Annotated in this window: 23 protein-coding genes; 13 read left to right on the top strand and 10 right to left on the bottom strand. The window is 73.0% G+C overall.

The window, feature by feature from the left end:
- Positions 1-26: 26 nt before the first annotated feature.
- From ABT295_RS03645 to ctaE, 6 genes are all read right to left on the bottom strand, one after another.
- The gene (locus ABT295_RS03645) at positions 27-380 is read right to left on the bottom strand and encodes a metallopeptidase family protein (RefSeq protein WP_352393047.1); all 354 of its coding nucleotides are present in this window, start codon (positions 378-380) and stop codon (positions 27-29) included.
- Between the two features lie 169 nt (positions 381-549).
- Positions 550-1,122, bottom strand: a complete 573-nt coding sequence (locus tag ABT295_RS03640; protein WP_352393046.1) for a DUF2231 domain-containing protein — start codon at positions 1,120-1,122, stop codon at positions 550-552.
- Between the two features lie 162 nt (positions 1,123-1,284).
- Entirely contained in the window at positions 1,285-3,060 is a 1,776-nt protein-coding gene (gene qcrB, locus ABT295_RS03635) for a cytochrome bc1 complex cytochrome b subunit (protein WP_352393045.1), read from the bottom strand.
- The gene (gene qcrA, locus ABT295_RS03630) at positions 3,057-4,175 is read right to left on the bottom strand and encodes a cytochrome bc1 complex Rieske iron-sulfur subunit (RefSeq protein ID WP_352393044.1); all 1,119 of its coding nucleotides are present in this window, start codon (positions 4,173-4,175) and stop codon (positions 3,057-3,059) included. The genes qcrB and qcrA overlap by 4 nt, the downstream gene beginning before the upstream one ends.
- A 52-nt stretch (positions 4,176-4,227) precedes the next feature.
- On the bottom strand, positions 4,228-5,037 hold the full coding sequence (qcrC, locus tag ABT295_RS03625) for a cytochrome bc1 complex diheme cytochrome c subunit (RefSeq protein ID WP_352393043.1): 810 nt from the start codon (positions 5,035-5,037) through the stop codon (positions 4,228-4,230).
- A gap of 63 nt (positions 5,038-5,100) precedes the next feature.
- Positions 5,101-5,763, bottom strand: coding sequence for an aa3-type cytochrome oxidase subunit III (gene ctaE / locus ABT295_RS03620; protein WP_352393042.1), 663 nt, complete (start codon positions 5,761-5,763; stop codon positions 5,101-5,103).
- Positions 5,764-5,999: 236 nt separating this feature from the next.
- On the opposite strand from ctaE, the gene ABT295_RS03615 reads away from it, so the two are divergent.
- Positions 6,000-6,479, top strand: a complete 480-nt coding sequence (locus ABT295_RS03615; RefSeq protein WP_352393041.1) for a PleD family two-component system response regulator — start codon at positions 6,000-6,002, stop codon at positions 6,477-6,479.
- A 2-nt stretch (positions 6,480-6,481) separates the two neighbouring features.
- Positions 6,482-7,531, top strand: a complete 1,050-nt coding sequence (gene trpD, locus ABT295_RS03610) for an anthranilate phosphoribosyltransferase (RefSeq protein WP_352393040.1) — start codon at positions 6,482-6,484, stop codon at positions 7,529-7,531.
- Between the two features lie 67 nt (positions 7,532-7,598).
- Here trpD and ABT295_RS03605 read toward each other — a convergent pair whose 3' ends face one another.
- Entirely contained in the window at positions 7,599-7,883 is a 285-nt protein-coding gene (locus tag ABT295_RS03605; RefSeq protein ID WP_352393039.1) for an Lrp/AsnC family transcriptional regulator, read from the bottom strand.
- Positions 7,880-9,673 (bottom strand): DEDD exonuclease domain-containing protein, encoded by a 1,794-nt coding sequence (locus ABT295_RS03600; protein WP_352393038.1) that lies wholly within the window; start codon positions 9,671-9,673, stop codon positions 7,880-7,882. Before ABT295_RS03600 ends, ABT295_RS03605 begins: the two co-directional genes overlap by 4 nt.
- Positions 9,674-9,873: 200 nt before the next feature.
- Here ABT295_RS03600 and ABT295_RS03595 point away from each other — a divergent pair, with 200 nt between their 5' ends.
- The gene (locus ABT295_RS03595; RefSeq protein WP_352394686.1) at positions 9,874-10,143 is read left to right on the top strand and encodes a hypothetical protein; all 270 of its coding nucleotides are present in this window, start codon (positions 9,874-9,876) and stop codon (positions 10,141-10,143) included.
- A 265-nt stretch (positions 10,144-10,408) separates the two neighbouring features.
- Complete coding sequence (locus ABT295_RS03590; protein WP_352393037.1) at positions 10,409-11,650, top strand: hypothetical protein; 1,242 nt, start codon at positions 10,409-10,411, stop codon at positions 11,648-11,650.
- A 100-nt stretch (positions 11,651-11,750) separates the two neighbouring features.
- Here ABT295_RS03590 and ABT295_RS03585 read toward each other — a convergent pair whose 3' ends face one another.
- Positions 11,751-13,544 carry an AMP-dependent synthetase/ligase gene (locus tag ABT295_RS03585; protein WP_352393036.1) on the bottom strand — a complete coding sequence of 598 codons (1,794 nt, stop codon included), beginning with the start codon at positions 13,542-13,544 and terminating at the stop codon, positions 11,751-11,753.
- A 187-nt stretch (positions 13,545-13,731) separates the two neighbouring features.
- Between ABT295_RS03585 and ABT295_RS03580 the strand changes: the two genes are divergently transcribed.
- The 5 genes from ABT295_RS03580 (at position 13,732) to ABT295_RS03560 (ending at position 17,402) form a co-directional block, all read left to right on the top strand.
- Positions 13,732-14,175 (top strand): SRPBCC family protein, encoded by a 444-nt coding sequence (locus ABT295_RS03580; RefSeq protein WP_352393035.1) that lies wholly within the window; start codon positions 13,732-13,734, stop codon positions 14,173-14,175.
- Between the two features lie 5 nt (positions 14,176-14,180).
- Positions 14,181-14,705 carry a hypothetical protein gene (locus tag ABT295_RS03575; RefSeq protein WP_352393034.1) on the top strand — a complete coding sequence of 175 codons (525 nt, stop codon included), beginning with the start codon at positions 14,181-14,183 and terminating at the stop codon, positions 14,703-14,705.
- Positions 14,702-15,670 (top strand): ROK family glucokinase, encoded by a 969-nt coding sequence (locus ABT295_RS03570; protein ID WP_352393033.1) that lies wholly within the window; start codon positions 14,702-14,704, stop codon positions 15,668-15,670. The genes ABT295_RS03575 and ABT295_RS03570 overlap by 4 nt, the downstream gene beginning before the upstream one ends.
- Before the next feature lie 51 nt (positions 15,671-15,721).
- The gene (locus ABT295_RS03565; protein ID WP_352393032.1) at positions 15,722-16,393 is read left to right on the top strand and encodes an endonuclease/exonuclease/phosphatase family protein; all 672 of its coding nucleotides are present in this window, start codon (positions 15,722-15,724) and stop codon (positions 16,391-16,393) included.
- A 589-nt stretch (positions 16,394-16,982) separates the two neighbouring features.
- Positions 16,983-17,402 (top strand): hypothetical protein, encoded by a 420-nt coding sequence (locus ABT295_RS03560; RefSeq protein WP_352393031.1) that lies wholly within the window; start codon positions 16,983-16,985, stop codon positions 17,400-17,402.
- A gap of 27 nt (positions 17,403-17,429) precedes the next feature.
- Here ABT295_RS03560 and ABT295_RS03555 read toward each other — a convergent pair whose 3' ends face one another.
- Positions 17,430-18,080 carry a hypothetical protein gene (locus tag ABT295_RS03555; RefSeq protein WP_352393030.1) on the bottom strand — a complete coding sequence of 217 codons (651 nt, stop codon included), beginning with the start codon at positions 18,078-18,080 and terminating at the stop codon, positions 17,430-17,432.
- Positions 18,081-18,255: 175 nt separating this feature from the next.
- On the opposite strand from ABT295_RS03555, the gene ABT295_RS03550 reads away from it, so the two are divergent.
- The 4 genes from ABT295_RS03550 to ABT295_RS03535 all read left to right on the top strand — a co-directional run bounded on the left by ABT295_RS03550 (position 18,256) and on the right by ABT295_RS03535 (position 22,565).
- Entirely contained in the window at positions 18,256-19,125 is an 870-nt protein-coding gene (locus tag ABT295_RS03550) for a lysophospholipid acyltransferase family protein (RefSeq protein WP_352393029.1), read from the top strand.
- Positions 19,126-19,129: 4 nt separating this feature from the next.
- Positions 19,130-20,353, top strand: a complete 1,224-nt coding sequence (gene macS / locus ABT295_RS03545; protein WP_352393028.1) for a MacS family sensor histidine kinase — start codon at positions 19,130-19,132, stop codon at positions 20,351-20,353.
- 17 nt (positions 20,354-20,370) lie between these two features.
- Positions 20,371-21,102 carry a response regulator gene (locus ABT295_RS03540; protein ID WP_352393027.1) on the top strand — a complete coding sequence of 244 codons (732 nt, stop codon included), beginning with the start codon at positions 20,371-20,373 and terminating at the stop codon, positions 21,100-21,102.
- 116 nt (positions 21,103-21,218) lie between these two features.
- A complete protein-coding gene (locus ABT295_RS03535) occupies positions 21,219-22,565 on the top strand; it encodes a class II 3-deoxy-7-phosphoheptulonate synthase (RefSeq protein WP_352394685.1) in 1,347 nt (448 codons plus the stop codon).

The following is a 22,565-nucleotide window of genomic DNA, read 5'->3' as shown; positions in this document are numbered from 1 at the left end:
CGCCGGTCCTCGTCGGGCCGGGTGGGTCAGCCCCAGCCGAGCTCGTGCAGCTGCGCATCGTCGATGCCGAAGTGGTGCGCGATCTCGTGCACGACGGTGACGGCGATCTCGTGCTCGAGCTCCTCGGCGTCGGCGCACATCCGCCGGAGCGGACCGGAGAAGATCGTGATCCGGTCGGGCAGGGAGCCGGCGCCCCACCAGCCGTCGCGCTCGGTCAGGGGAGTGCCGTCGTAGACGCCCAGCAGGTCGGGGTCGTCGGCGGGGGGCTCCGCCTCGACGAGGACGACGACGTTGTCCATGGCGCGGGCCAGCTCGGCCGGGATCGAGTCGAGGGCGCGTGAGACCGCGTCCTCGAACGCGGCGTCCGAGAGCTCGTCCATGGCCCGAGTCTGTCACGCGCGGGCGGGGGACACCCGCGCGCGGCGCGTACAGGCCCTGGGGCGCGACGAGGTCCGCTGTGGCCTCTCGGGGCCCCTCGGAGGGGCGTACGAGCCTCTGGGGAGGCCCCTACGCCCCTGCAGGGGTTGGGTGGCCAGGTGGGGAACGGGCTCAGTTGCCGTCCGAGTCGCCGCCACCGCCCGCGGGCGGGGGCGTCTGGGAGACGGCGTCGCCCCAGGCGGCCTGGGCGCCGCTGTGGCCGATCCGGACGACCTGCACCGACGTGCCGACCGCCGCGACGAGGCCCAGGACGGCGGCGCCGGTGAGCAGCCACCGGGCGGCTCCTCCACGCCGGGCGGTGGCCGTCGTGGTGGCCGTCGTGGTGGCGCGGGCCTCGGTCTCGGCGGCACGGGCGGCGCGCTCGCGCCGGCCGACGACGGAGAGGGCCACGGCGGCCACCGCGAGCGCGATCACCCACGGCAGCAGGCCCTCGGCGAGCTGGGAGTGGGTCTCGATGAGGTCGCTGTGCTCGACGCGTCGCTCGAGCGACTCGCCGGACTCCGTGGACAGGGGAGTCAGCACGACGGCAGCCACGGCGAGGGCGACGGGCAGCCACCCGCTCCAGCGACGGAGCTGCGGCCAGACGGCGGCCAGGAGCACCGCCACGGCGGCCGCCGGGACGACGACGGTCGTGGCGTGCACGATGAGCGGGTGGACGGGCAGACCGAAGACGGTGTCGAGCATGGGGTGCCTCTCGTGGGACCAACGGGGGACTACCGAGCGTCCCGATGCTGCCGCGACCGTCTCAGAAACTTCTCACAAGGGAGCAAAGCCCACCGACACGACGAGAGGGACCTGCCCGGTGGGCAGGTCCCTCTCGTGCGGGCGGCTCGAGCCGCAGCCGACTCAGTCGTGCTGCTTGTCGGCCTTGATCGTCTCGCGCTCCTGGCCGGCACCCGTGGCCTCGCCGGCCTCGATGGCCTCGTGGGCACCCGGAGCCGCGACGACGCCGTGGTCGTCGTGCGCGTGGTGGGCGGCCTCGAGCTCCGAGGGCGTGGGCGGCGCGACGCGGTCTTTGAAGTAGAAGTTCGAGAACTTCGCGCGCAGGCGCTCCTTGCGGGCCACCGGGCTGTCGACGCCGTTCTCGTCCTTGGCGGCCGAGAGCTGCAGCGGCTCCGGCGACTCGTGCTGGACCAGGGTCCAGCGCTCCTCGGGCGTGAGCGGGGCGTGGATCTCCTCGAAGCGACCGTCGGCGTGACGCCAGATGGTGCCGGTCTCGCGGCCGTGGAGCACCTTCTGACGGTCGGCGCGCTGCAGGCTGAGGCAGATGCGCTTCGTGATCCAGAAGGCGATCGGCGGGCCGATGAAGAAGAGCACGCGCAGGGTCTGCGTGATGTCGTTGATCGACAGGTGCAGCTTGATCGCCATGAGGTCGTTGCCGGCGGCGAAGAAGAGCACGACGTACATCGTGATGCCGGCGATGCCGATGGCGGTGCGCGTCGGGGCGTTGCGCGGGCGGTCCAGCAGGTGGTGCTCGCGCTTGTCACCGGTCACCCAGGACTCGACGAACGGGTAGGCCCCGATGATGCCCCACATGACGGGCAGCAGCAGGATCGAGCCCGGGAAGATGTTCATGCTCCACGTGAAGCCGAACGTCGTGAACTCGAGGAAGCCCGGCAGCAGTCGCAGGGCACCGTCGGCGAAGCCCATGTACCAGTCGGGCTGCGAACCGGCCGTCACGGGGGACGGGTCGTACGGGCCGTACGCCCAGATCGGGTTGATCGTCACGACCGCCGAGATGAGCGCGATGACACCGAAGACGATGAAGAAGAAGCCACCGGCCTTGGCGATGTAGACGGGCAGGAGCGGGTAGCCCACGACGTTGTTGTTCGTGCGGCCCGGTCCGGGGAACTGCGTGTGCTTGTGCACGAAGACGAGCAGGATGTGCGCCGTGAAGAGGCCGACGAGGATGGCCGGCACGAGCAGCACGTGCACCGAGTAGAGGCGCGGGATGATCGCCTCGCCGGGGAAGGCCCCGCCGAAGATGAAGTAGCTCATGTACGACCCGACGACCGGGACCGACTGGACGAAGCCGTTCATGGCGCGGATGCCGGTGCCCGAGAGGAGGTCGTCGGGGAGCGAGTAGCCGGCGAAGCCCTCGATGCAGGCCAGCATCGACAGGATCGTGCCGAACACCCAGTTGATCTCACGCGGCTTGCGGAAGGCGCCGGTGAAGAACACGCGAGCCATGTGCACGAAGACCGAGACGACGAAGATCAGGGCGGCCCAGTGGTGGATCTGGCGGATGAGCAGGCCACCGCGGATGTCGAAGGAGATCCCGAGCGTCGAGCGGTAGGCGTCCGACATCGTCACGCCCTGGAGCGGGACGTAGGAGCCGTCGTAGACGACCTGGCTGGCGCTCGGCACGAACCAGAAGGTCAGGAACGCACCGGTCAGCAGGCAGACGATCATCGAGTACATCGCGATCTCGCCGAGCATGAACGACCAGTGGTCGGGGAAGACCTTCTTGGCGAGGAAGGAGACGCCCTTGGCCGCGCCGAGGCGGTCGTCCATCCACCCGGCGATGCCGCCCAGCGGCTTGCTTGCCGTGGCGCGCTCGTCGGCCTGACGGTCGCCGGCGCGCAGGGCGTCAGCCGGGCGGGTGTCGTTGATGGTGCTCATCGCGCACGCTCCCAGAAGCTCGGTCCCACGGGCTCAGCGAAGCCCTCGGGGGCGACGAGGTATCCCGCGTCGTCGACGGTGATCTTGAGTTGCGGCAGCGGCCGCTTGGCCGGGCCGAAGATGACGGCGCAGTCCTCGGTGAGGTCGAACGTCGACTGGTGGCACGGGCAGAGCAGGTGGTGGGTCTGCTGCTCGTACAGGCCGACGGCGCAGCCCACGTGGGTGCAGATCTTGGAGTACGCGACGACACCGTCGACGCCCCACTCCCTGGCCTTCTGCACCTTGATGTCGTTCGGGTCGAGGCGGATGAGGATGACCGCCGCCTTGGCCTTGGCCTCGAGGACGTGCTTGCCCTCGTCGATGTACTTCTGCAGCGTCTCCGGCATGACGTGGAAGACGGAGCCGTTCGTGACTTCGTCGAACTTGATCGGGGTCATCTCGGGGTCCCGCATGAGACGGATCGGCTTGCCGCCGTTGTCCTTCGGGTCCCAGATCGTGTGCTTGAGCTCCTCGACCGTGACCGGGCCGAGCGAGCCGGCGACCTGCAGGCCGAGGGGGAGGGCGAAGAGCCCGAGGGCCCCGCCGAGGGAGTATTTGATGAGGGGGCGGCGCGCGAACTGCGTCGACTCGACGCCTTCCTTGACGACAGCGACGGCCTTGGCGCGCTGCTCGTCGGTGGAGGCCTGCAGGTGGCGCTCCTCGCTGACCTCCTCGTCGGACATCAGCGTCTTGGCCCAGTGCACGGCCCCGATGCCGATGAGGAAGATCGCGAAGCCGAGCGACAGGCCGAGCACGACGTTCTGCGTCTTGGCCCGACCGATGCCGGGGAAGAAGAAGACCGACTCGTCGGGGATCGCGAAGTAGCTCACGAGGAAGACGAGGGTGGCGAGCATCGACAGGCCGAAGAGCGTCGCGACCTGGCGCTCCGCACGGCGGGCCGCCTTGGGGTCGTCGTCGGCCTGGCGGTGCACGTGGGCCGGCAGGCCCGGGTTCTCGAACCGGTCGGCGTCGCGGACCAGCGACGCGGGGAGCAGCTCGTGGCTGTGGTCGGAGCTGTCCGAGGCGGGCACGAGGGCGCTGCCCGTTCCGGGATCCGTGGTCTCGTTGTGGTTCATCGGGTGGTGGTCCTGTCGTGGTTCTTCGAGATGAGGACGAGGGTGCGCGCGCTCATGCGGCCTTCTTGCCCAGCCACACGGCGCAGCCGATGAGGATGCCGAGGGCGAAGACCCAGGCGAAGAGACCCTCGGAGACCGGGCCGAGGTTGCCGAGCGTCAGGCCGCCGACGTTGGTCTCGGCCTCCTGCGCCTTGAGGTAGGAGATGACCTTCTGCTTCGCCTCGGGGGTGAGGTTGCTGTCGTTGAAGACCGGCATCGACTGCGGCCCGCTGACCATGGCCTCGTAGATGTGCTTCGGGGTGGTGTTGTCGAGGGCGGGGGCGTACTTGCCGCGCGTCAGGGCGCCACCGGCGCCGGCGAAGTTGTGGCACATGGCGCAGTTGACGCGGAAGATCTCGCCACCCTCGGCGATCGCCTTGTTGTTCTCGGCGGTGCCCGGCTCGATGACCTTGGTGTACTGCTCCTCGGGGATGGCCGGGCCGGGGCCGAGCGAGGCGACGTACGCGGCGAGGGCGCTGATCTGCTCGTCGTCGAACTTCACCTTGTTCTTCGGTGCCTGGACGTTCGGGCCGGCGAGCGGCATACGGCCGGTGCCGACCTGGAAGTCGACGGAGGCCGCACCGACGCCGACGAGCGACGGGCCCGACTTCGTGCCCTGGGCCGCGATGCCGTGACAGGAGGCGCAGTTGGCGACGAAGAGGTTCTTGCCGTCGGCCACGGCGTCCGCGGCCGCGGTGGGAGCGGCCGCGTTGGCGTCCTTGGGGGCGAGGAAGGAGTAGGCGCCACCGGTCACGAGGAGCCCGAGCAGCAGCAGCACCGCGATCGCGGCGGGGTGTCGGCGGCGGGCGGCCAAGGCGTTCACTGTGGGTTCCTGTCGTCCGTGGTGGAGGGTGTCGGGGTGGGGCTCATGCGTCGCACCGGCGCGTCAGCGCAGGATGTAGATCGTCGCGAAGAGCGCGATCCACACGACGTCGACGAAGTGCCAGTAGTAGGAGGTCACGACGGCGCCGGTCGCGTTCGCGTGCGTGTAGCGGCGCGTCGTGAAGGTGCGGGCGATGATGAGCAGGAAGGCGATGAGGCCGCCGGTCACGTGCAGGCCGTGGAAGCCGGTCGCCATGTAGAAGACGGAGCCGTAGGCGTCCGAGCTCAGCGTGATGCCCTCGTGGACGAGCTCGGCGTACTCCATGACCTGGCCGGCGATGAAGAACGCACCGAAGAAGTACGTGAGGACGTACCACTCGCGCATGCCCCAGTTCTTGACGTCGAGCAGCGAGCCGGTGCGGGCCTTCTGGCCGCGCTCGGCCTTCCAGACGCCGAGCTGGCACCACACGGAGGAGATGACGAGCACGAGGCAGTTGATGCTCGCGAACGGCAGGTTGAGCTTCTCGGTCTGCTCGGCCCACAGCTCACCGCGCACCGAGCGCAGCTGGAAGTAGACGGCGAAGAGGCCCGCGAAGAACATGAGCTCGCTGGAGAGCCACACGATGGTGCCGACGGCAACCATGTTGGGTCGGGTCGCCGGTCCGTGATGGGCCGAACTCGCCACTGCGCTGGAAGGAACTGCCGATGCTGTCGCCACGTTGGACATTATTCCCACATTCCTGTCCGGCTGCGCGAGGCACCCCCTGCCAGGGAGGCTTTTCTCGCGCGGGTGTAGAGGATTCGTGACCATTCCGACACGAACCCTGAACAGCCGTCCTGGTGGCCGTCCGGGGACCACCCTCCCACGGCCCCGGCGACGCCGTGCACCGGGTCGCAGGTGGGCGCGCCTGCCGCCGGGAGGGCGCTGCCGGCTGCGCGGGGCGGCCCGGTAGCATTCGGGCCATGACCGCCTCGACCGCCTCGAACGACAGCGCACCCCACGGCACGTCCACCGACGTCGCGACGACCGCCGGGTCCGCGCGGCCGGTCGCGCGGATCAGCGTCCTGCTCTACAGCGACGACATCACGACGCGTGACGCCGTGCGCGCCGCCGTCGGCCGGCGTCCGGCCAAGGACGTCGAGGTGGTCCGCTGGCACGAGTGCGCCACGGCCGACGCCGTCATCAGCACCGTCGACGCCGAGCGCTTCGACGTGCTCGTGCTCGACGGCGAGGCCGCCAAGGTCGGCGGTCTCGGCCTCGCCCGGCAGCTGAAGAACGAGATCTTCGAGTGCCCGCCCATCATCGTGCTGACCGGCCGGCCGCAGGACAGCTGGCTCGCCGCCTGGTCGCAGGCCGACCTCGCCGTGCCGCACCCGCTCGACCCGATCGCGCTGACGTCGGCCGTGGCCACGCTCGCGCGCTCGGGCGTGCCCACGGCCTGAGCATGGCGCCGGACTCGACGAACTGGCCCGCCGTCCTCGGCGACCTCATCGCCGGTCGCGACCTCGACCGTGCGACGGTCGAGTGGGCGATGGGCCGGATCATGGGTGGGGAGGCGACCCCCTCGCAGGTCGCGGGGTTCCTCGTCGGCCTGCGCGCGAAGGGCGAGAGCGTGGAGGAGATGCGCGGGCTCGCCGAGCAGATGCTCGCGCACGCCCGCCGCATCGAGGTGCCCGAGCCGAGCCTCGACATCGTGGGCACCGGCGGCGACCGCGCCCACACCGTCAACATCTCGACGATGGCTGGGGTGGTCGCCGCCGCTGCCGGCGTGCGCCTCGTCAAGCACGGCAACCGGGCGGCGTCGTCGTCGTCCGGGTCGGCCGACGTGCTCGAGGCCCTCGGCATCGACCTCTCGCTCGCGCCCGAGCGCGTCGTCGAGGTGGCCCATGAGGCGGGCATCACCTTCTGCTTCGCCCAGACGTTCCACCCATCGTTCCGCCACACCGCCGCGCCGCGGCGCGACCTCGGGATCGGCACCGCCTTCAACTTCCTCGGTCCGCTCACCAACCCGGCCCAGCCGACGTATGCCGCGGTCGGCTGCGCGGACGCCCGCATGGCCCCGCTCCTGGCGGGGGTCTTCGCCGAGCGCGGCAAGGATGCCGCGGTCTTCCGCGGCGACGACGGGCTCGACGAGGTGACCGTCTCGACGACGACGCACGTGTGGTGGGTGCGCGGCGGCTCCGTCACGGAGCGCTCGGTCGACCCGACGCGGCTCGGCCTGGCCCTGCACCCCATCGAGGACCTGCGCGGGGGCGACGCCGCGCACAACGCCGGCGTCGTGCGCGAGGTCTTCGCCGGCGCGACCGGTGCGGTGCGCGACGCGGTGCTGCTCAACGCCGGCATCGCCCTGGCCCTGACGCGGCCGGACTCCGGCTCGACGCAGGAGTCGTTCGAGGACGACCTGCGGGCCGGTCTGGCCGTCGCCGCCGACGCCATCGACAGCGGCGCCGCGACCGCGGTCGTGGAGCGCTGGGTGGCCGCCACCCGGCGCTGACCCGCTCGGTCGGCTGCTCGCCGTCGGGCGGCTACTCGCGGTAGAGCGGCCACTCGCCGTTGGGCGGCTACTCGCCGTCGAGGCCGAGGCTGAAGGCCGCCTCGAGGTCGTGCGAGGAGTACGTGCGGAATGCGATGTGGGTCGAGGTGCCCACGACGCCCTCGACCTTGTTGAGGCGGCCGGCGATGACGTCGGCGAACTCCTCGTGCGCCTTGACCCGCACCATGGCGATGAGGTCGGCGTCGCCCGTCACCGAGTAGACCTCCGAGACGGCGGGGATGTCGGCGACGGCCTCGGCGACCTCGGGGATGCGGTCGACCTCGCAGCTGATCATGACGATGGCGGTGATCACGAGGACACCCTAGCCGGGGTGCCCGCGCGGCCGGTCGTCGCGCCGGCGCGACGGGGGCGGCCGGGGCGGGTTGGGTGGGGCACGTCGTCGTCGAAGCCGGCCACCTCGTGGGCCGACGCGACGGCGGGCTCGAGCTCGCGGCGTACGGAGCCCGCCCCGCCGACCGGGCACGTCCACAGCCCGTCGAGCTCGACGATGCGCACGCCGGGTGACTCGAGCCAGCGCAGCAGGATCTCGGTCTCCTCGGTCAGCGCGGAAGGACGCTCGGGCGTCGGCGACGCGACGACCTCGGCCGTGAGCCGCATGGACTCGACGTAGGGCATCGGGTCGGCGCCGCGCGGGCTGACGACGGTGCCCGCGAGGCGCCCGTGGCGGATCGTCACGAGCTCCCAGCCGCCGAGGTCGCTGCGGCGGGCCGCCACGACCTCGGGGGAGCGGGTGAGCGGTGTGAGCCGCTGCGCCCGCGCGGCGCCCCGGACGAGCTGGAGGAAGCGGTCCCGCACGCGCGCGGCGTCCTCGAAGCGCTCCTGGGACGCGAGCTCCTCGAGGCGGGAGCGCAGCAGGTCGGCGCCGGGACGGGCGTTGCCGGTGAAGATCTCGCGGCACTCGGCCACCACGAGTGCGTAGTCGCCCTCCGACTGGGCGCCCGTGCACGGTGCCCCGCAGCGACCCATGTCGGCGAGGGCGCAGGCGCTGCCCCGGCGCGCGAGGCGGCCGGTGCACTGTCGCAGCGGGACGACCTCGTGGACGGCGTCGACGGCCGACTGCGCCGTGGCCCGGGAGCGGAACGGCCCGATGTAGTGCGCGCCGTCGTCACGGACCTGCTTGACGATCGACAGGCGGGGGAAGCGCTCCTGGGTCAGCTTGACCCACATCGCCTTGCGGCCGTCCTTCGACCGTCGGTTGAACCGGGGCTTGTGCTCGTCGATGAGGCGCAGCTCGCGGACCTGGGCCTCGAGGGGCGTCTGGCACACGATGGGGTGCACGACGTGCGCGAGGCGCACCATCTCGGCCATCCGGCTGCGCTGCTCCGAGGCGGTGAAGTAGGTGCGCACCCGGGTGCGGATGTCGCGGCTCGTGCCGACGTAGAGGACCCGGTCGTTGCCGTCCTTGAAGAGGTAGACGCCGGGCGCGCTCGGCAGCGGGTCGGCGAGGAAGCGCTTGCGCCGCTGCGACGGCGTGACCCGAGAGCTGTAGCTCGACAGCTCTTCGAGCGTGTGGACGCCGAGGCCGCCGACCCGGGCGATGAGCCCGTGGAGGACGTCGACCGTGGCCCGCGCGTCGTGCAGCGCACGGTGGTCGGGCGTCGTCGGTGAGCCGAAGACCTGGGCGAGCGAGGAGAGGCGGTGGTTCGGCGTCTCGTCGCGGACGACGAGCTGGCGCGCCAGCTGCAGGGTGTCGAGCACGGGGAATCCGGGCCATGGGGCGCCGACGCGGGCCGCGGCCGCCTTGAGGAAGCCGATGTCGAAGCCCGCGTTGTGGGCGACGAGGACGCTGCCCGCCGCGAACTCGAGGAAGGCCGGCAGGGCGCTGTCGATGCGCGGCGCGTCGCGCACCATGGCGTCGGTGATGCCGGTGAGCACCGAGATGAAGGCGGGGATCGGCTCGGCTGGGTCGACGAGCGTCTGGAACTCGCCGAGGACCTCACCGCCGCGGACCTTGACGGCACCGATCTCGGTGATGCCGCACTGGGCCGGGGTGCCGCCGGTCGTCTCGAGGTCCACGACGACGAACGTGACGCCGGCCAGGGGGGTGCCGAGGTCGTCGAACGTGGACTGGATCGCCTGCATGACCCGACCGTATGCGCGGCCGCCGACAGCGCCCGGGAGGCGCGGCCGGAGCTGGCCCAGGGGCCGGGCCGGGGGAGCGTTGTCGGTGGGTCCGCCTAGCGTCGGCACGACAGATCGCAACGAGAGACGAAGGGTTGGACCAGATGATGCTCGTCGACTGCCAGACCTGCCCGGTGCGGGACGTCCACTGCGCAGACTGCATGGTGACCGCGCTGACCACGATCCCGCTGCGCCCGGGGCGCCCCGACCGGGAGCACGGGCGCACCCACCCGAGCGCGCCCGACGGCGGGTTCGACCGACCGCTCGACCGGCCGCTCGACCGACCGCTCGACCGACCGCTCGACCGGGCCGAGCGTCGTGCCGTGTCGGCGTTCCTCGGCGCGGGCCTCGTGACGACGGCCACGGCGAACGCCGCCCGGGCCGTGCTCGACGAGGAGGTCACGACGGCGCACGTCCGCCGCGCGGTCTGAGCCCGCGTCCCGCGCACCGTGGCACGATGACGCGGTGCGCAGCCCCGAACGCCTCGAACGCCTCGGACGCCTCGGACGACCCAGCCCCCTCGGGCCCGGAGCCGACCGCCGGTCGCGAGGCCGGGCGGCCCGGCTGGCTGCTGTCGGCCTCGTGCTGGCCGCCCTCTCCGGGTGCGGCGCTGCGCCGCCCCGAGCCGATCCGAGCGGGAGCGGCACGAACGGAGGAACAGCCGCGAGCCGTTCGGACGGCACGACGGTGCCGGCCGTGCCGACCGTGCCGACCGTGCCGACGGAGGATCCCGGCGCCACCCCGACGGCGACGCGCGGCGACATCGCCCCCGAGCGGTGGCAGGTCCCCCGACGGGACGCCGTCCGGGCGCTGGTCGAGCGGCGCCTTGCGGCCCTGTCCCGCGGTGACCTGACGGCCTGGCTCGCGCCGGTGCAGGGCCAGGAAGTACGGCGCGGGCAGCTCACCATCGGTCAGAGGCTCCTGCGGATGCGCGTCGGCGACCTCAGGCTCGTCGGCGTCCGCGAGGCCACGCCGCCCGTCCCCGCCGCGGCCGGCACCGACGTCGGCTGGGACGTCAGGGCGAGCTTCACCTACAGGTTCACCGGCTTCGACCGGCGCCCCCGGACCTTCGACCTCGACCTCACCCTGAAAGCCGACCCGGCCCGCCCCAGCAGCGCGGTGGTCACCGCGTCCAGCCCGTCGGACCGTCCCCAGCCGTGGGACCTCGACGGGCTCGTCGTGCGCCGGTCGCCCTCCGCCCTGGTGCTCGCCGTCGGCTCGCCGGCCACCGTCGACGAGGTCGTGCGCCGTGCGGCCACGGCGGCCGCCCACGTGTCGGCCGTCTGGGGGCGCGTCCCCCCGGCCGTGTGGATCGCGCCGGCCACCGACGAGGACGCCGGCGCCCTACTCGGCCGCGACCCCGCCGGTCTCGCGGGGGTGGCGGCCGCCACGGACGGACCGCTGACTCCCGGCGAGACGGCGGGCGCCGACCGCGTCGTGATCGTGCCCGGGCCCTGGGCATCGCTGCAACCCGGGGGCCGGGACGTCGTGATGACCCACGAGCTCACCCACGTCGCGGTGCGGGCGTCGACGACCCGCGCCGTGCCGCTCTGGCTGTCCGAGGGCTTCGCCGAACTCGTCGCCTACCGCTCCGTCGACCTGCCCGAGCGGACCGTCGTCGCGCAGGCCCTCGACACGGTCCGCGCGTCGGGGCTGCCCCGGTCGCTCCCCGCCGACGCCGACTTCGACCCGAGCACCGGACGCCTGCCGACGGCATACGGGCTGGCGCTGCTCGCGCTGCGCACGTTGGACGACACCCACGGCACGGCCGCGGTCGTGCGTCTCTACGCGGCGGCCGCCGGTGGCCTCGCCGAGCCCACCTCGCGTCTCGGCGACGCGGAGGCCACGACCGACGACGCGCTGGCCGACACGCTGGGCACGAGCCGGTCCGTGCTGGTGCGCGACTGGCGCGCGCGCCTGCGCACCCTGCTGCGCTGACGCCACCCTGCTGCGCTGACGCCACCCTGCTGCGCTGACGGCGCCCGGCGGACCCGGACGGCGCCCGACGGCCCTGGCTGCCTCTGCCCGAGCGGACGGCTCAGGCGTAGAGCTTCTCCACCTCGTCGGCGTAGTCCTTCATGACGACGTTGCGCTTGAGCTTGAGCGAGGGCGTCAGGTAGCCGTTGGCCTCGGTGAAGTCACCGGAGAGCACCGCGAACTTGCGGATCGACTCCGCCTTGGAGACCGCCTCGTTGGCCCGGTCGACGGCATCCTGCAGCGCGCCGAGCACGACCTCGTTGGTCCGCGCCTGCTCCAGGGTCACGCCCTCGACGCCGTGGCTCTTGGCCCACAGGGGCCACATCTCCTCGTCGAGCGTGACGAGCACGCCGATGAAGGGCTTCTGGTCGCCGACGACGATGCACTGCGAGACGAGCGGGTGCGCGCGGAGGCGGTCCTCGAGCACCGCCGGGGCGACGTTCTTGCCGCCGGCGGTCACGAGCATCTCCTTCTTGCGCCCGGTGATCCGCAGGTAGCCGTCCTCGTCCATCTCGCCGACGTCGCCCGTGTGGAACCAGCCGTCCACGACGGCCTCCGCCGTCGCAGCCGGGTTGTCGTGGTAGGCCGTGAAGACGCCGACCCCCTTGAGCAGCACCTCGCCGTCCTCGGCGATCCGGATGCCGGTGCCGGGCAGGGGCGGGCCGACCGTGCCGATCTTGATCTTGTCGGGCGTGTTGACGGCGACCGGCGCCGTTGTCTCGGTCAGGCCGTAGCCCTCGAGGATGAGGATGCCGATGCCGCGGTAGAAGTGTCCGAGGCGCGTGCCGAGGGGGGCGCCGCCCGAGACGGCGTAGCGCACCTTGCCGCCCATCGCGGCGCGCAGCTTGCCGTAGACGAGCCGGTCGAAGAGCGCGTGCTGCAGGCGCAGCAGGAGCCCGGGACCGCCGGCGGTGTCGAGGGCCTCGCTGTAGGCGACGGCCACCGTGGCGGCGCGGAGGAAGATCTTGCCCTTGCCCTCGGCGGACGCCTTGGCCTCCGCGGAGTTGAAGATCTTCTCGAAGACCCGCGGGACGGCGAGCACGAAGGTGGGCTGGAAGCCGGCGAAGTCGTCGAGCAGCGTCTTGATGTCGGCCGAGTGGCCCATCCGGGCGCGGCCGGCCACGCAGAGCACCTCGATGAAGCGCGCGAAGACGTGCGCCAGGGGGAGAAAGAGCAGCGTCGAGGCGTTCTCGGTGAGCACGACGTCGCCGAGCTTGCCGATGGCGTTCTCGGCGAGGTCGAGGAAGTTGCCGTGGGTCAGCTCGCAGCCCTTGGGCCGGCCGGTCGTGCCCGAGGTGTAGATGATCGTGGCCACGGCCCGGCGGTCGAGGCCGGCGCGGCGCGCGTCCAGGTCGGCGTCCGGCACCTCGCGACCCTTCTCGCGCAGCGCGTCGAGGCCGCCGTCCTCGATGGTGACGACGTCGCGCAGGCTCGGCACGTCCGCCCGCACCTGCTCCACGACGGCCGCGTGCGCGGACGTCTCCACGACCGCGACGTGGGTGTCGGAGTTCGACAGGATCCACTGCAGCTGCTCGGCCGAGGAGGTCTCGTAGATCGGCACGACGACGGCGCCCGCGGTCCACGCCGCGAAGTCCACGAGCGTCCACTCGTAGCGGGTGCGCGACATGATGGCGATGCGGTCACCCGGTGCGACGCCGTGCGCGACGAGACCCTTGGCGACGGCTGACACGTCGTCGGCGAACCGGCGCCACGTGACGTGGGTCCACCCGCCCGACGGCGTCTTGCGCGAGAACGCCGTCTCGCCTCCGGCCTCGGCAGCGTTGCGGACCGGCAGGTCGGCGAGGCTGCCCTCGGTCGTGACGGGCGCGAGGGGTGCGACGACGTTGTCCTTCACTGTCACTCCTGTGGGCGAGGCCGGGAACTCTGCTGCACCATACCGATCGGTAACCAGGGTGGCCACGTCACCGTGGTCACACCGGCCGTGGGCTGACGCCGGCCTCATCCTCGCACGCGACGAGGACGCCGTGACAGGCGAGCGGTCGGCGGCGTCGCCGGCCCGGTGACGCGATAACCTTCGGCGCATGGCCGATCGCACGGAGTCCTCCATTGTCATCGACGCCCCTCCGGGAGAGGTGCTCGACGTCATCGCGGACTTCGAGGCCTACCCCGAGTGGGCCGGCGAGGTGAAGGACGTCAGCGTGCTCGCCGAGGAGGGCGACGGCTGGGCCGACCAGGTGCAGTTCACCCTCGACGCCGGGGCGATCAAGGACACCTACGTGCTCGACTACGAGTGGGACGTCGTCGAGGACGGCACCGGCGTCATCTCGTGGTCGCTCGTCTCGGCCCAGGTGCTCAAGGCGATGAACGGCTCCTACACCCTCGCGGCCGACGGCGCGGGCACCAAGGTGACCTACCGCCTCGCCGTGGACGTCAAGATCCCCATGATCGGGCTGCTCAAGCGCAAGGCGGAGAAGGTCATCGTCGACACCGCGCTCAAGGAGCTGAAGAAGCGCGTCGAGGCCTGACCCCGGTGGGTTCCGACGACGCAGCGGGCGCCGTGCCCGACGACGCGCCCCCGAGCAGCGTGGCCCATGAGGCGTCCCTGCTGCTCGACCTGCTCTCGGCGCGCGGCTGGTCCGCCGACCCCGAGGCGGGCCCGCGGCGCCGTCCGCGTGACGGTGCCGCCGGCGGTGCTGCCGCCGGGGTTGCCGACGGCGCCCCCGACCCTGCTCGTGACGGGGGAGCCGGCGCGGCCCACGCGGGGGCACGCGACGGAGCGGGCTCGCCCGACCGCGAGTGCACGTGCGGCGGCACGACGCCCGCCTCCTGCCGCGTCTGCCCGGTCTGCCAGCTCATCGCCTTCGTCCAGAAGGTCGACCCCGACACCATCGAGAGGGTCGCCGACGTGGTCGGCTTCGCGGCGACGGCACTGCGCGACCTCGCGACGGCGCAGCGCGACCGGCGCGAGCGGCCCGCGCATCCCGGGCAAACCGACCACCACCACCGCACCGACGGACCGACCGGACGGGACGACGCGCCGGGAGGCAGCGCATGAGCAGACGGCTCGCCATCGGCATCGACATCGGCGGCACGAAGGTCGCCGGCGGCGTCGTCGACGAGACGGGGGCGATCCTGCACCGCACCCGCCGCGACACGCCGCACCGCTCCACGTCACCGGCCGTCGTCGAGGACACCATCGTCGAGTCGGTGCAGGAGCTGCTGGGCCTGGTCGGCGCCGACGACGTCGTGGCCGTCGGCATCGGCGCCGCCGGCTTCGTCGCCGAGGACCGCGCGACCGTCGTCTTCGCGCCCCACCTCTCGTGGCGCAACGAGCCGCTGCGCGACGCGCTCTCGCAGCGGATCGACCTGCCCATCACCGTCGACAACGACGCGAACGCGGCGGCGTGGGCCGAGGCGTCCTTCGGGGCCGCGCGCGGCGAGTCGCACGTCGTCGTCATCACCCTCGGCACCGGCATCGGCGGCGCCCTCATCATCGACGGGCGGGTGCAGCGCGGGCGCCACGGCATCGCCGGCGAGTTCGGGCACATGCAGATCGTGCCCGGCGGCATCCGCTGCGAGTGCGGCAACCGCGGCTGCTGGGAGCAGTACGCGAGCGGCAACGCGCTCGTGCGCGAGGCCCGCGCCATGATCGAGGCGAGCTCGCCCGTCGTCGCCGACCTGCTCGTCCGCCTCGGCGGCGACGCCGCCGCCCTGACCGGACCGTTCATCACCGAGGCCGCCCGCGAGGGTGACCCGACGGCCCGTGAGCTGCTCGCCGACATCGGCGAGTGGCTGGGCGTCGGGCTCGCCAACCTGGCCGCCGCCTTCGACCCCGGCCTCTTCGTCATCGGCGGGGGAGTGAGCGCGGCCGACGAGATGCTCATCGGGCCGGCGCGCGAGGCGTTCCGGCGCCAGCTGCCCGGTCGTGGCTACCGGCCGGAGGCACGCATCGTGCGGGCGGTGCTCGGCAGCGACGCCGGGCTCATCGGCGCCGCGGAGCTCGCCCGGGCGGGTCGCTGAGTCGTGCCGTCCCGGCCCGCGGACGGCCGCAGGGCGCACGTGCTGCGGGTCATGAGCTACAACCTGCACGACCTGCGTGACGACCGGACGGCTGCCGCCCGCGTCGTGCGGGCCGTCGACCCCGACGTGCTCTGCCTCCAGGAGGTGCCGCGGCGGCTCACGACCGAGCTGCGGCTCCCACCCTTCGCGCGCGCCTGCGGCCTGCGCTGGGACGGGCGGCGACTCGGCACCGGCGGCACCGCCGTGCTCACCGGCCCCCGGGTCGTCGTGCACGGCTCGCGTCGGGGTCGGCTGCCCGTCCGCTTCCCCGACCGCACGAGGGGGTATGCCGTCGCCACCGTCTCGCTGCCGGGTGGCGGTGCCACCGTGGCGCCGGTCGACGTGGTCAGCGTCCACCTCGGCCTGAAGGCCCCCGAACGGGTGCGGCACGCTGCGGCGTTGCTCGCCACGCTCTCGGCGCGGGCCGTCGTGGCGGGCGACCTCAACGAGGGCGCTGACGGCGCTGCCCATCGGCTCGTCGCCGCGCGGCTGCCGGTGGTGTCGTCCGCAGAGGCGACCTTCCCCGCCGATCGCCCGTCGGTCGTCATCGACGTGGTGTTCGCCTCGCCCGGCCTGTCTCGCGTGCCCGGCGCGACGGTCGAGCTCCCCGAGCGCGACCTCGCGAGCGGCTCGGACCACCGTCCCGTCTGGGTGGACCTCGACCTGCGGCCGCGCCCCGCCTGACACCTCCTGTGGGCCCTGCCGCGCCGCTCTGCTTTGCGTCGCGTCAGGACGCAGGGTCCCGGGTGCGCCGCTCTGCGTTGCGTCGTGTCACGACCCAGGGTCCCGGGTGAGGTTGCTCTGCCTTGCGTCGTGTCACGACGCAGGGGCTCCGGTGGGGTCGCTCTGCGTTGCCTGGCGTCGCGACGCAGGGTCCCGGGTGGGGTCGCTCTGCGTTGCGTCGCGTCACGGCGCAGCGTCTCCGGTGGGGTCGCTCTGCGTTGCGTTGCGTCGCGACGCAGGGTCCCGGGTGGGGTCGCTCTGCGTTGCGTCGCGTCACGACTCAGCGTCTCCGGTGGGGTTGCTCTGCGTTGCGTCGCGTCGCGACGCAGGCCCCGGGCCGCCGTCACCGGCGGGCGGCGACGCCACTCCACGCATTCCGGGCGCGGCTCGACGCTCCCCGCCCTAGCCTTGCCGCGTGACCCCCGAGGTGCGCGTGCCGCAGCTGACCCGCGAGACCGGGTGGCCGCCCGGGGAGCCGCCGCGTCACGTCCGTGCGGCGCGTGCCCGGGGCGCGGCACCCCCCGCACCCCGCGTCCCGTGGAGGGCTCGTGTGACCCGGCGCGACCTGGTGGCTGCGCTGGTCGCCGTCGTCGTCGGTGGTCTCTTCGCCCTCGCCTCCCTGCCGATCATGTCGGGCCCGTGGGACCCGGTCGCGGACTCCGCGGCCGGCGCCGTGACGGGCACCGCGACGGGGATCGTCCTGGTGGCGGCGTTCGGTGCGGCCTCCGGCCGGTTCGGCGCCGACCTCGTGTCGCGGTCGAGGCCGGGCCAAGAGTGGAGCATGGCCCTCTACCGGGGCGCGGTGCTCGCGGGCACCGGTGCGTCCGCGGCCGCCTCCGTCTCGGCCTCCGCCGACGTCCACCCGTGGATGTGGGTGCACGCGGCCTGGTGCCTGGCCGCGGCCGCCTGGCTGGTGCAGCGGGGCTGGTCGGCGCGCCGGACAGCAGCCGGCACCGTCACCGGCCGCTGAGACCGGGACCTCGCGGCCGGGTGGGGATCAGACGCGCGTGCCGTCGTCGAAGGGGTCGCGCTCGGTGCCACCGCGCAGCACGAGCAGCACGAAGCCGGTGACGACCATCGCGAGCGCCGTCACGACCCACCAGCCGCTGCCGTCGCGGTCGAAGAAGAGCAGGTAGAGCAGCAGGAGGGGCCCGCCCACGAGACCGCCGACGATCGCCCAGAACATCGGGTCGTTCTCCGCCGACGGCAGGTCGATCTCCGACGGGGGCACGAAGTGGTCGTCGTCGGCCCCGACCGCGTCGAGCAGCTCGTCCGCGTCGTCGCGGCGCGGTGTCCCGCTGCTGCGCCAGGCGTGGTCGGCGCCCGGAGCGATGGGGAGCTCGAGCAGCCCCGACCCCGGGCCACCGGCGGGCGGCGCGCCCGCGTCGGTGACGGCATCCGTCATCGGGGTGGTCTGACCGGCGGTGGGCTCGACGCCGCCCGCGACCGGCGCAGCGGGTGAGCCCGCCGGGGTGGCCTCGGGGCGCGCCGCATCCGGACGTGCGGCATCCGGACGCGCGGGGTCCGGCGATGCGCTCGCGGGCGTGGGCGCGGGGTTCGTGTGCTTGCGCGCCTGCGGGTCGGGGGCCTCGTCGTCCCAGCCCGCGATGATGCGCTCGAACTCGGCGTCGAGGTCGCGGTCGCTCATGCCGCCGCCTCGCGCACCGCGCAGGCCGCGCCCGTCAAGGGTGGGGCGTCGTGCAGGACCGTCACGTTGGAGCTCCCGGAGGCGTTGCGGCTGGACCTGCTGATCCTCGCATGCGCCGCCCGGTGTGCGCGAGTGTCGTAGAGTTCGAGCGGTCACAGACGGAAGGCGGACACAGTTGTTCTACTGGTTCCTCAAGACGATCGTCATCGGGCCGATCATCAAGCTCCTCTTCCGTCCGTGGGTGGAGGGGGAGGAGCACATCCCCGAGGAGGGTGCCGCGATCTTCGCGAGCAACCACCTGTCCTTCTCCGACTCGATCTTCCTGCCGCTCGTCGTCTCGCGCCGGGTCACCTTCCTCGCGAAGAGCGACTACTTCACGGGCCGCGGCATCAAGGGACGCCTGACGGCCGCCTTCTTCAAGGGGGTCGGCCAGCTGCCCGTCGACCGGTCCGGCGGCAAGGCGAGCAACGCGGCGCTGACCTCGGGCCTGAAGGTGCTGCGCCGCGGCGAGCTGCTCGGCATCTACCCGGAGGGCACCCGTTCGCCCGACGGCCGGCTCTACCGCGGACGCACCGGCGTGGCCCGCATGGCGCTCGAGGCCGGCGTGCCCGTCATCCCCGTCGCGATGATCGGCACCGACAAGGCGCAGCCCACCGGCAAGGTCATCCCGCGGATCATGCGGGTCGGGGTGCGCGTCGGCAAGCCGCTCGACTTCTCCCGCTACGAGGGCATGGAGGACGACCGCTTCGTGCTCCGCTCGATCACCGACGAGGTGATGTACGAGCTGATGCTGCTCTCCGGCCAGGAGTACGTCGACATGTACGCCACCTCGATGAAGGACCGCCTCGTGTCGGCGGCCCGCGCCAAGGCGCGTGAGCTGCAGGAGGCCGCGAAGCCCGGCAGCGCCGCCCCCGAGCTCGAGGAGGCCCTCGACGCCGCCGAGGGCCGGGTGCGCCCGGCGTCGGCGACGGCGCGCGACGCCGCCGTCGACGAGGCCGGTGACGACGACGCCGACGGCGGCGGTCCCGTCGTGGCGGCCTCCTGAGGCCATGACGGTGCCGACCCGGGCCGTGCTCGACGACGAGCACGCCATCGTCCGTGGCCTGTGGCGCGGCGTCGACGTGCTGCGCCTCCTCGCGCTCGCGTATGCCGTGTGGTCGGTGTGGGAGCGCCACGAGCAGGTCGCCCACCCCGTCCGCGCGGTCGTCGTGCTCGCCGTGCTCGGGGCGTGGACCGTGGCGCAGGCGGTGCGGCCCATGCGGACCGTGCGCGCGTACGCCGTCGAGCTCGCGATCGGCTGCGGCGCCATCCTCGCCACCCGCCTCGTCGACGACGCCGAGGTCATCACGGCCGGCGCGAAGACGATCCCGACGATCTGGCCGGCAGCGGCCATCGTCGGCTTCGCCGTGCTGCGCGGGTGGCGCGGCGGTCTCGCCGCGGGCGCGCTCGTCGGCGCGGCCTCCTTCGTCGAGGTCGTCGAGCCGACGGCCAACACCGTGACGAACACGATCTTCGGTCTGCTGCTCGGCGGCTGCGTCGGCTACTGCGCCGACCTCGCCCGAGCGAGCCACGCCGCCCTCGCCGAGGCGATGCGCCTCGACGCCGCGCGCGCGGAGCGCGACCGACTGGCGCGCACCGTGCACGACGGGGTGCTCCAGACGCTGTCGTTCATCAACCGTCGGGGCCTCGACATCGGTGGCGAGACGGCCCGCCTCGGAGCCATGGCCGCCGAGCAGGAGCGCATCCTGCGCACCCTGGTCAGCCAGGCCGACCTCACCGAGGTCGACCACGCCGTGAGCGGCGAGACCGACCTGCGGGCGCTCCTGCGGCACGTCGAGGGCGCCGGCGTGCAGCTCGTGTCGCCGACCGAGCCGGTGCTCCTGCCGCGGCGGGTCGCCGACGAGCTCGTCGCGGCCGTGGAGGCGGCGCTCGACAACGTGCGTCGCCACGCGGGCGAGGGGGCGCGGGCCTGGGTGCTGCTCGACGACGCGGACGACGAGGTCTGCGTCACGATCCGCGACTCGGGCCGGGGCGTGCCGGCCGGCCGACTCGAGGAGGCCGTGGGCCAGGGCCGGCTGGGGGTCTCGTCGAGCATCCGTGGACGGCTGGCCGACCTCGGCGGCAGCGCCAGCATCACCTCCGGCGCCGCCGGGGGCACCACCGTCGAGCTCAAGGTGCCGGCCGGACCGGGCGCGGGCGCGGCGCGGGAGCGCTCGAGACACGACCATGGTCCCGCGGCCATCCGCCGCCCCGGGCGCCGGCGGGCACCGTGACACAGGAGGAGGCGGCCATGCCGCAGCAGGGGAGCAGCGCAGGCACCGACGCGGGCCGCAGCGGCAAGGACGCGGCGGCCGAGCACATCCGGGTCGTCGTCGCCGACGACCACCCGATGTGGCGCGACGCCGTGGCGCGCGACCTCGCCGACGCCGGCTTCGAGGTCGTCGCGACCGCGGACGACGGGCGCTCCGCCCTGGCCCGCACGCGGGCGACGGTGCCGGACGTGCTCGTCGTCGACCTCAACCTGCCGGGCCTCAGCGGCGCCGAGGTGTGCGCCGCCCTCGCGGCGGCCGAGGTGCCGACGCGCATCCTCATCCTCTCGGCGAGCGGCGACCACCAGGACGTGCTGGAGGCCGTCAAGGCCGGGGCACTCGGCTACCTCGTCAAGTCGGCCGGGCGCGAGGAGTTCCTCGCCGCCGTGCGAGCCACCGCCGCCGGCGAGCCGGTCTTCACCGCAGGGCTGGCCGGGCTCGTGCTGGGGGAGTTCCGCCGCGTCAAGGCCGCCGGGCGCGCCAACCCGACCCGCCCGGTGCCCGAGCTGACCGACCGCGAGACCGAGATCCTCAAGTACGTCGCGACCGGCATGGGCTACAAGGAGATCGCGGCGACGCTCTTCCTCTCGCACCGCACCGTGCAGAACCACGTGCAGAACATCTTCGGCAAGCTGCAGATGCACAACCGCGTCGAGCTCGTGCGCTTCGCGATGGAGCGCGGGCTCGACCTCGCGGACCCGCCCGGACCCTGAGCTGGCCCGGCGTCCGGGGTTTCGGATCGCGGACCCGTGCAGGGGGCACCTCCGGCGCCGTCTACGCTGGGCGGGTGAACACGAGGACCGTCACCGCCGATGCCGGCCTGGAACCCGTGGACGGGTCCGAGGCCCTCGCTGCCCTCACGGCAGCAGCCGCCGAGCTGGAGGCCGGCCAGCAGCCGAGCTGGCCCGACACGGCCGCGCTCGCCGAGGTGATCGAGACCCTCGCGTCGTATCCGCCGCTCGTCTTCGCCGGCGAGTGCGACATCCTCACCGACCGGATGGCCCAGGCCGCCGTCGGCGAGGCCTTCGTGCTGCAGGGCGGTGACTGCGCCGAGACCTTCGCGTCGGCCACCGCCGACAACATCCGTGACCGCATCAAGACGATCCTGCAGATGGCGGCCGTCCTGACCTACGGCGCGTCCGTGCCGGTCGTCAAGATCGGGCGGATGGCCGGGCAGTACGCCAAGCCGCGCAGCTCGACCGTCGAGACCCGTGAGGGCGTCACCCTGCCCGCCTTCCGCGGCGACATGGTCAACGACTTCGCCTTCCACGAGAGCGCGCGCATCCCCGACCCGCAGCGCCTCGTCCGCGCCTACCACGCGAGCTCGGCGACGCTGAACCTCGTGCGCGCTTTCACGACAGGCGGATTCGCCGACCTGCGTCACGTGCACGACTGGAACCGCGGCTTCGTCGCGAACGCCGCCAACCAGCGCTACGAGAAGATCGCCAAGGACATCGACAAGGCGATGAAGTTCATGGCGGCCTGCGGCGCCGACTTCGACGCGATGCGCACGGTCGAGTTCTTCGCCGCCCACGAGGCGCTGCTGCTCGACTACGAGCGGCCGCTCACCCGCATCGACTCGCGCTCGGGCCGGCTCTACGACACGTCCGGGCACTTCGTCTGGGTCGGCGAGCGCACCCGCCAGCTCGACGGTGCCCACGTCGACTTCGTCTCGCGCGTCAGCAACCCGATCGGCGTCAAGCTCGGCCCCAAGGCCGACATCGACGAGGTGCTGCGGCTCATCGACAAGGTCGACCCGAACCGCACGCCCGGCCGGCTCACCTTCATCACGCGGATGGGCGCGGGCACGATCCGCGACGCGCTGCCCGCCATCGTCGACAAGGTGACGGCGTCGGGCGCCACGGTGACGTGGATCTGCGACCCCATGCACGGCAATACCTTCGAGAGCCCGTCGGGCTACAAGACGCGCGACTTCGAGGACATCGTCGAGGAGGTGCGCGGCTTCTTCGAGGTGCACCAGTCCCTCGGCACCGTGCCCGGCGGCATCCACGTCGAGCTGACGGGCAACGACGTCACCGAGTGCCTCGGCGGCGCGGAGAAGATCATCGACTCCGACCTCGAGAAGCGCTACGAGTCGGTGTGCGACCCGCGCCTGAACCACCAGCAGTCGCTCGAGCTCGCGTTCCTCGTCGCCGAGATGCTCTCGCAGGCCTGA

This window comes from Terrabacter sp. NPDC000476, assembly GCF_040300125.1.
In the GTDB taxonomy this organism is placed as follows: domain Bacteria; phylum Actinomycetota; class Actinomycetes; order Actinomycetales; family Dermatophilaceae; genus Terrabacter.
Note: the sequence above shows the minus strand (reverse complement) of the source record. Positions and strands in the feature narration are given on the sequence as shown.

What these genes read in the sequence shown, in the direction of transcription:
- ABT295_RS03645 (WP_352393047.1), bottom strand. Translation starts at nt 380, where the DNA reads ATGGACGAGCTCTCGGACGCCGCGTTCGAGGACGCGGTCTCACGCGCC.
- ABT295_RS03640 (WP_352393046.1), bottom strand. Translation starts at nt 1,122, where the DNA reads ATGCTCGACACCGTCTTCGGTCTGCCCGTCCACCCGCTCATCGTGCAC.
- qcrB (WP_352393045.1), bottom strand. Translation starts at nt 3,060, where the DNA reads ATGAGCACCATCAACGACACCCGCCCGGCTGACGCCCTGCGCGCCGGC.
- qcrA (WP_352393044.1), bottom strand. Translation starts at nt 4,175, where the DNA reads ATGAACCACAACGAGACCACGGATCCCGGAACGGGCAGCGCCCTCGTG.
- ctaE (WP_352393042.1), bottom strand. Translation starts at nt 5,763, where the DNA reads ATGTCCAACGTGGCGACAGCATCGGCAGTTCCTTCCAGCGCAGTGGCG.
- ABT295_RS03615 (WP_352393041.1), top strand. Translation starts at nt 6,000, where the DNA reads ATGACCGCCTCGACCGCCTCGAACGACAGCGCACCCCACGGCACGTCC.
- trpD (WP_352393040.1), top strand. Translation starts at nt 6,482, where the DNA reads ATGGCGCCGGACTCGACGAACTGGCCCGCCGTCCTCGGCGACCTCATC.
- ABT295_RS03600 (WP_352393038.1), bottom strand. Translation starts at nt 9,673, where the DNA reads ATGCAGGCGATCCAGTCCACGTTCGACGACCTCGGCACCCCCCTGGCC.
- ABT295_RS03595 (WP_352394686.1), top strand. Translation starts at nt 9,874, where the DNA reads ATGGTGACCGCGCTGACCACGATCCCGCTGCGCCCGGGGCGCCCCGAC.
- ABT295_RS03580 (WP_352393035.1), top strand. Translation starts at nt 13,732, where the DNA reads ATGGCCGATCGCACGGAGTCCTCCATTGTCATCGACGCCCCTCCGGGA.
- ABT295_RS03570 (WP_352393033.1), top strand. Translation starts at nt 14,702, where the DNA reads ATGAGCAGACGGCTCGCCATCGGCATCGACATCGGCGGCACGAAGGTC.
- ABT295_RS03565 (WP_352393032.1), top strand. Translation starts at nt 15,722, where the DNA reads ATGAGCTACAACCTGCACGACCTGCGTGACGACCGGACGGCTGCCGCC.
- ABT295_RS03555 (WP_352393030.1), bottom strand. Translation starts at nt 18,080, where the DNA reads ATGAGCGACCGCGACCTCGACGCCGAGTTCGAGCGCATCATCGCGGGC.
- macS (WP_352393028.1), top strand. Translation starts at nt 19,130, where the DNA reads ATGACGGTGCCGACCCGGGCCGTGCTCGACGACGAGCACGCCATCGTC.
- ABT295_RS03540 (WP_352393027.1), top strand. Translation starts at nt 20,371, where the DNA reads ATGCCGCAGCAGGGGAGCAGCGCAGGCACCGACGCGGGCCGCAGCGGC.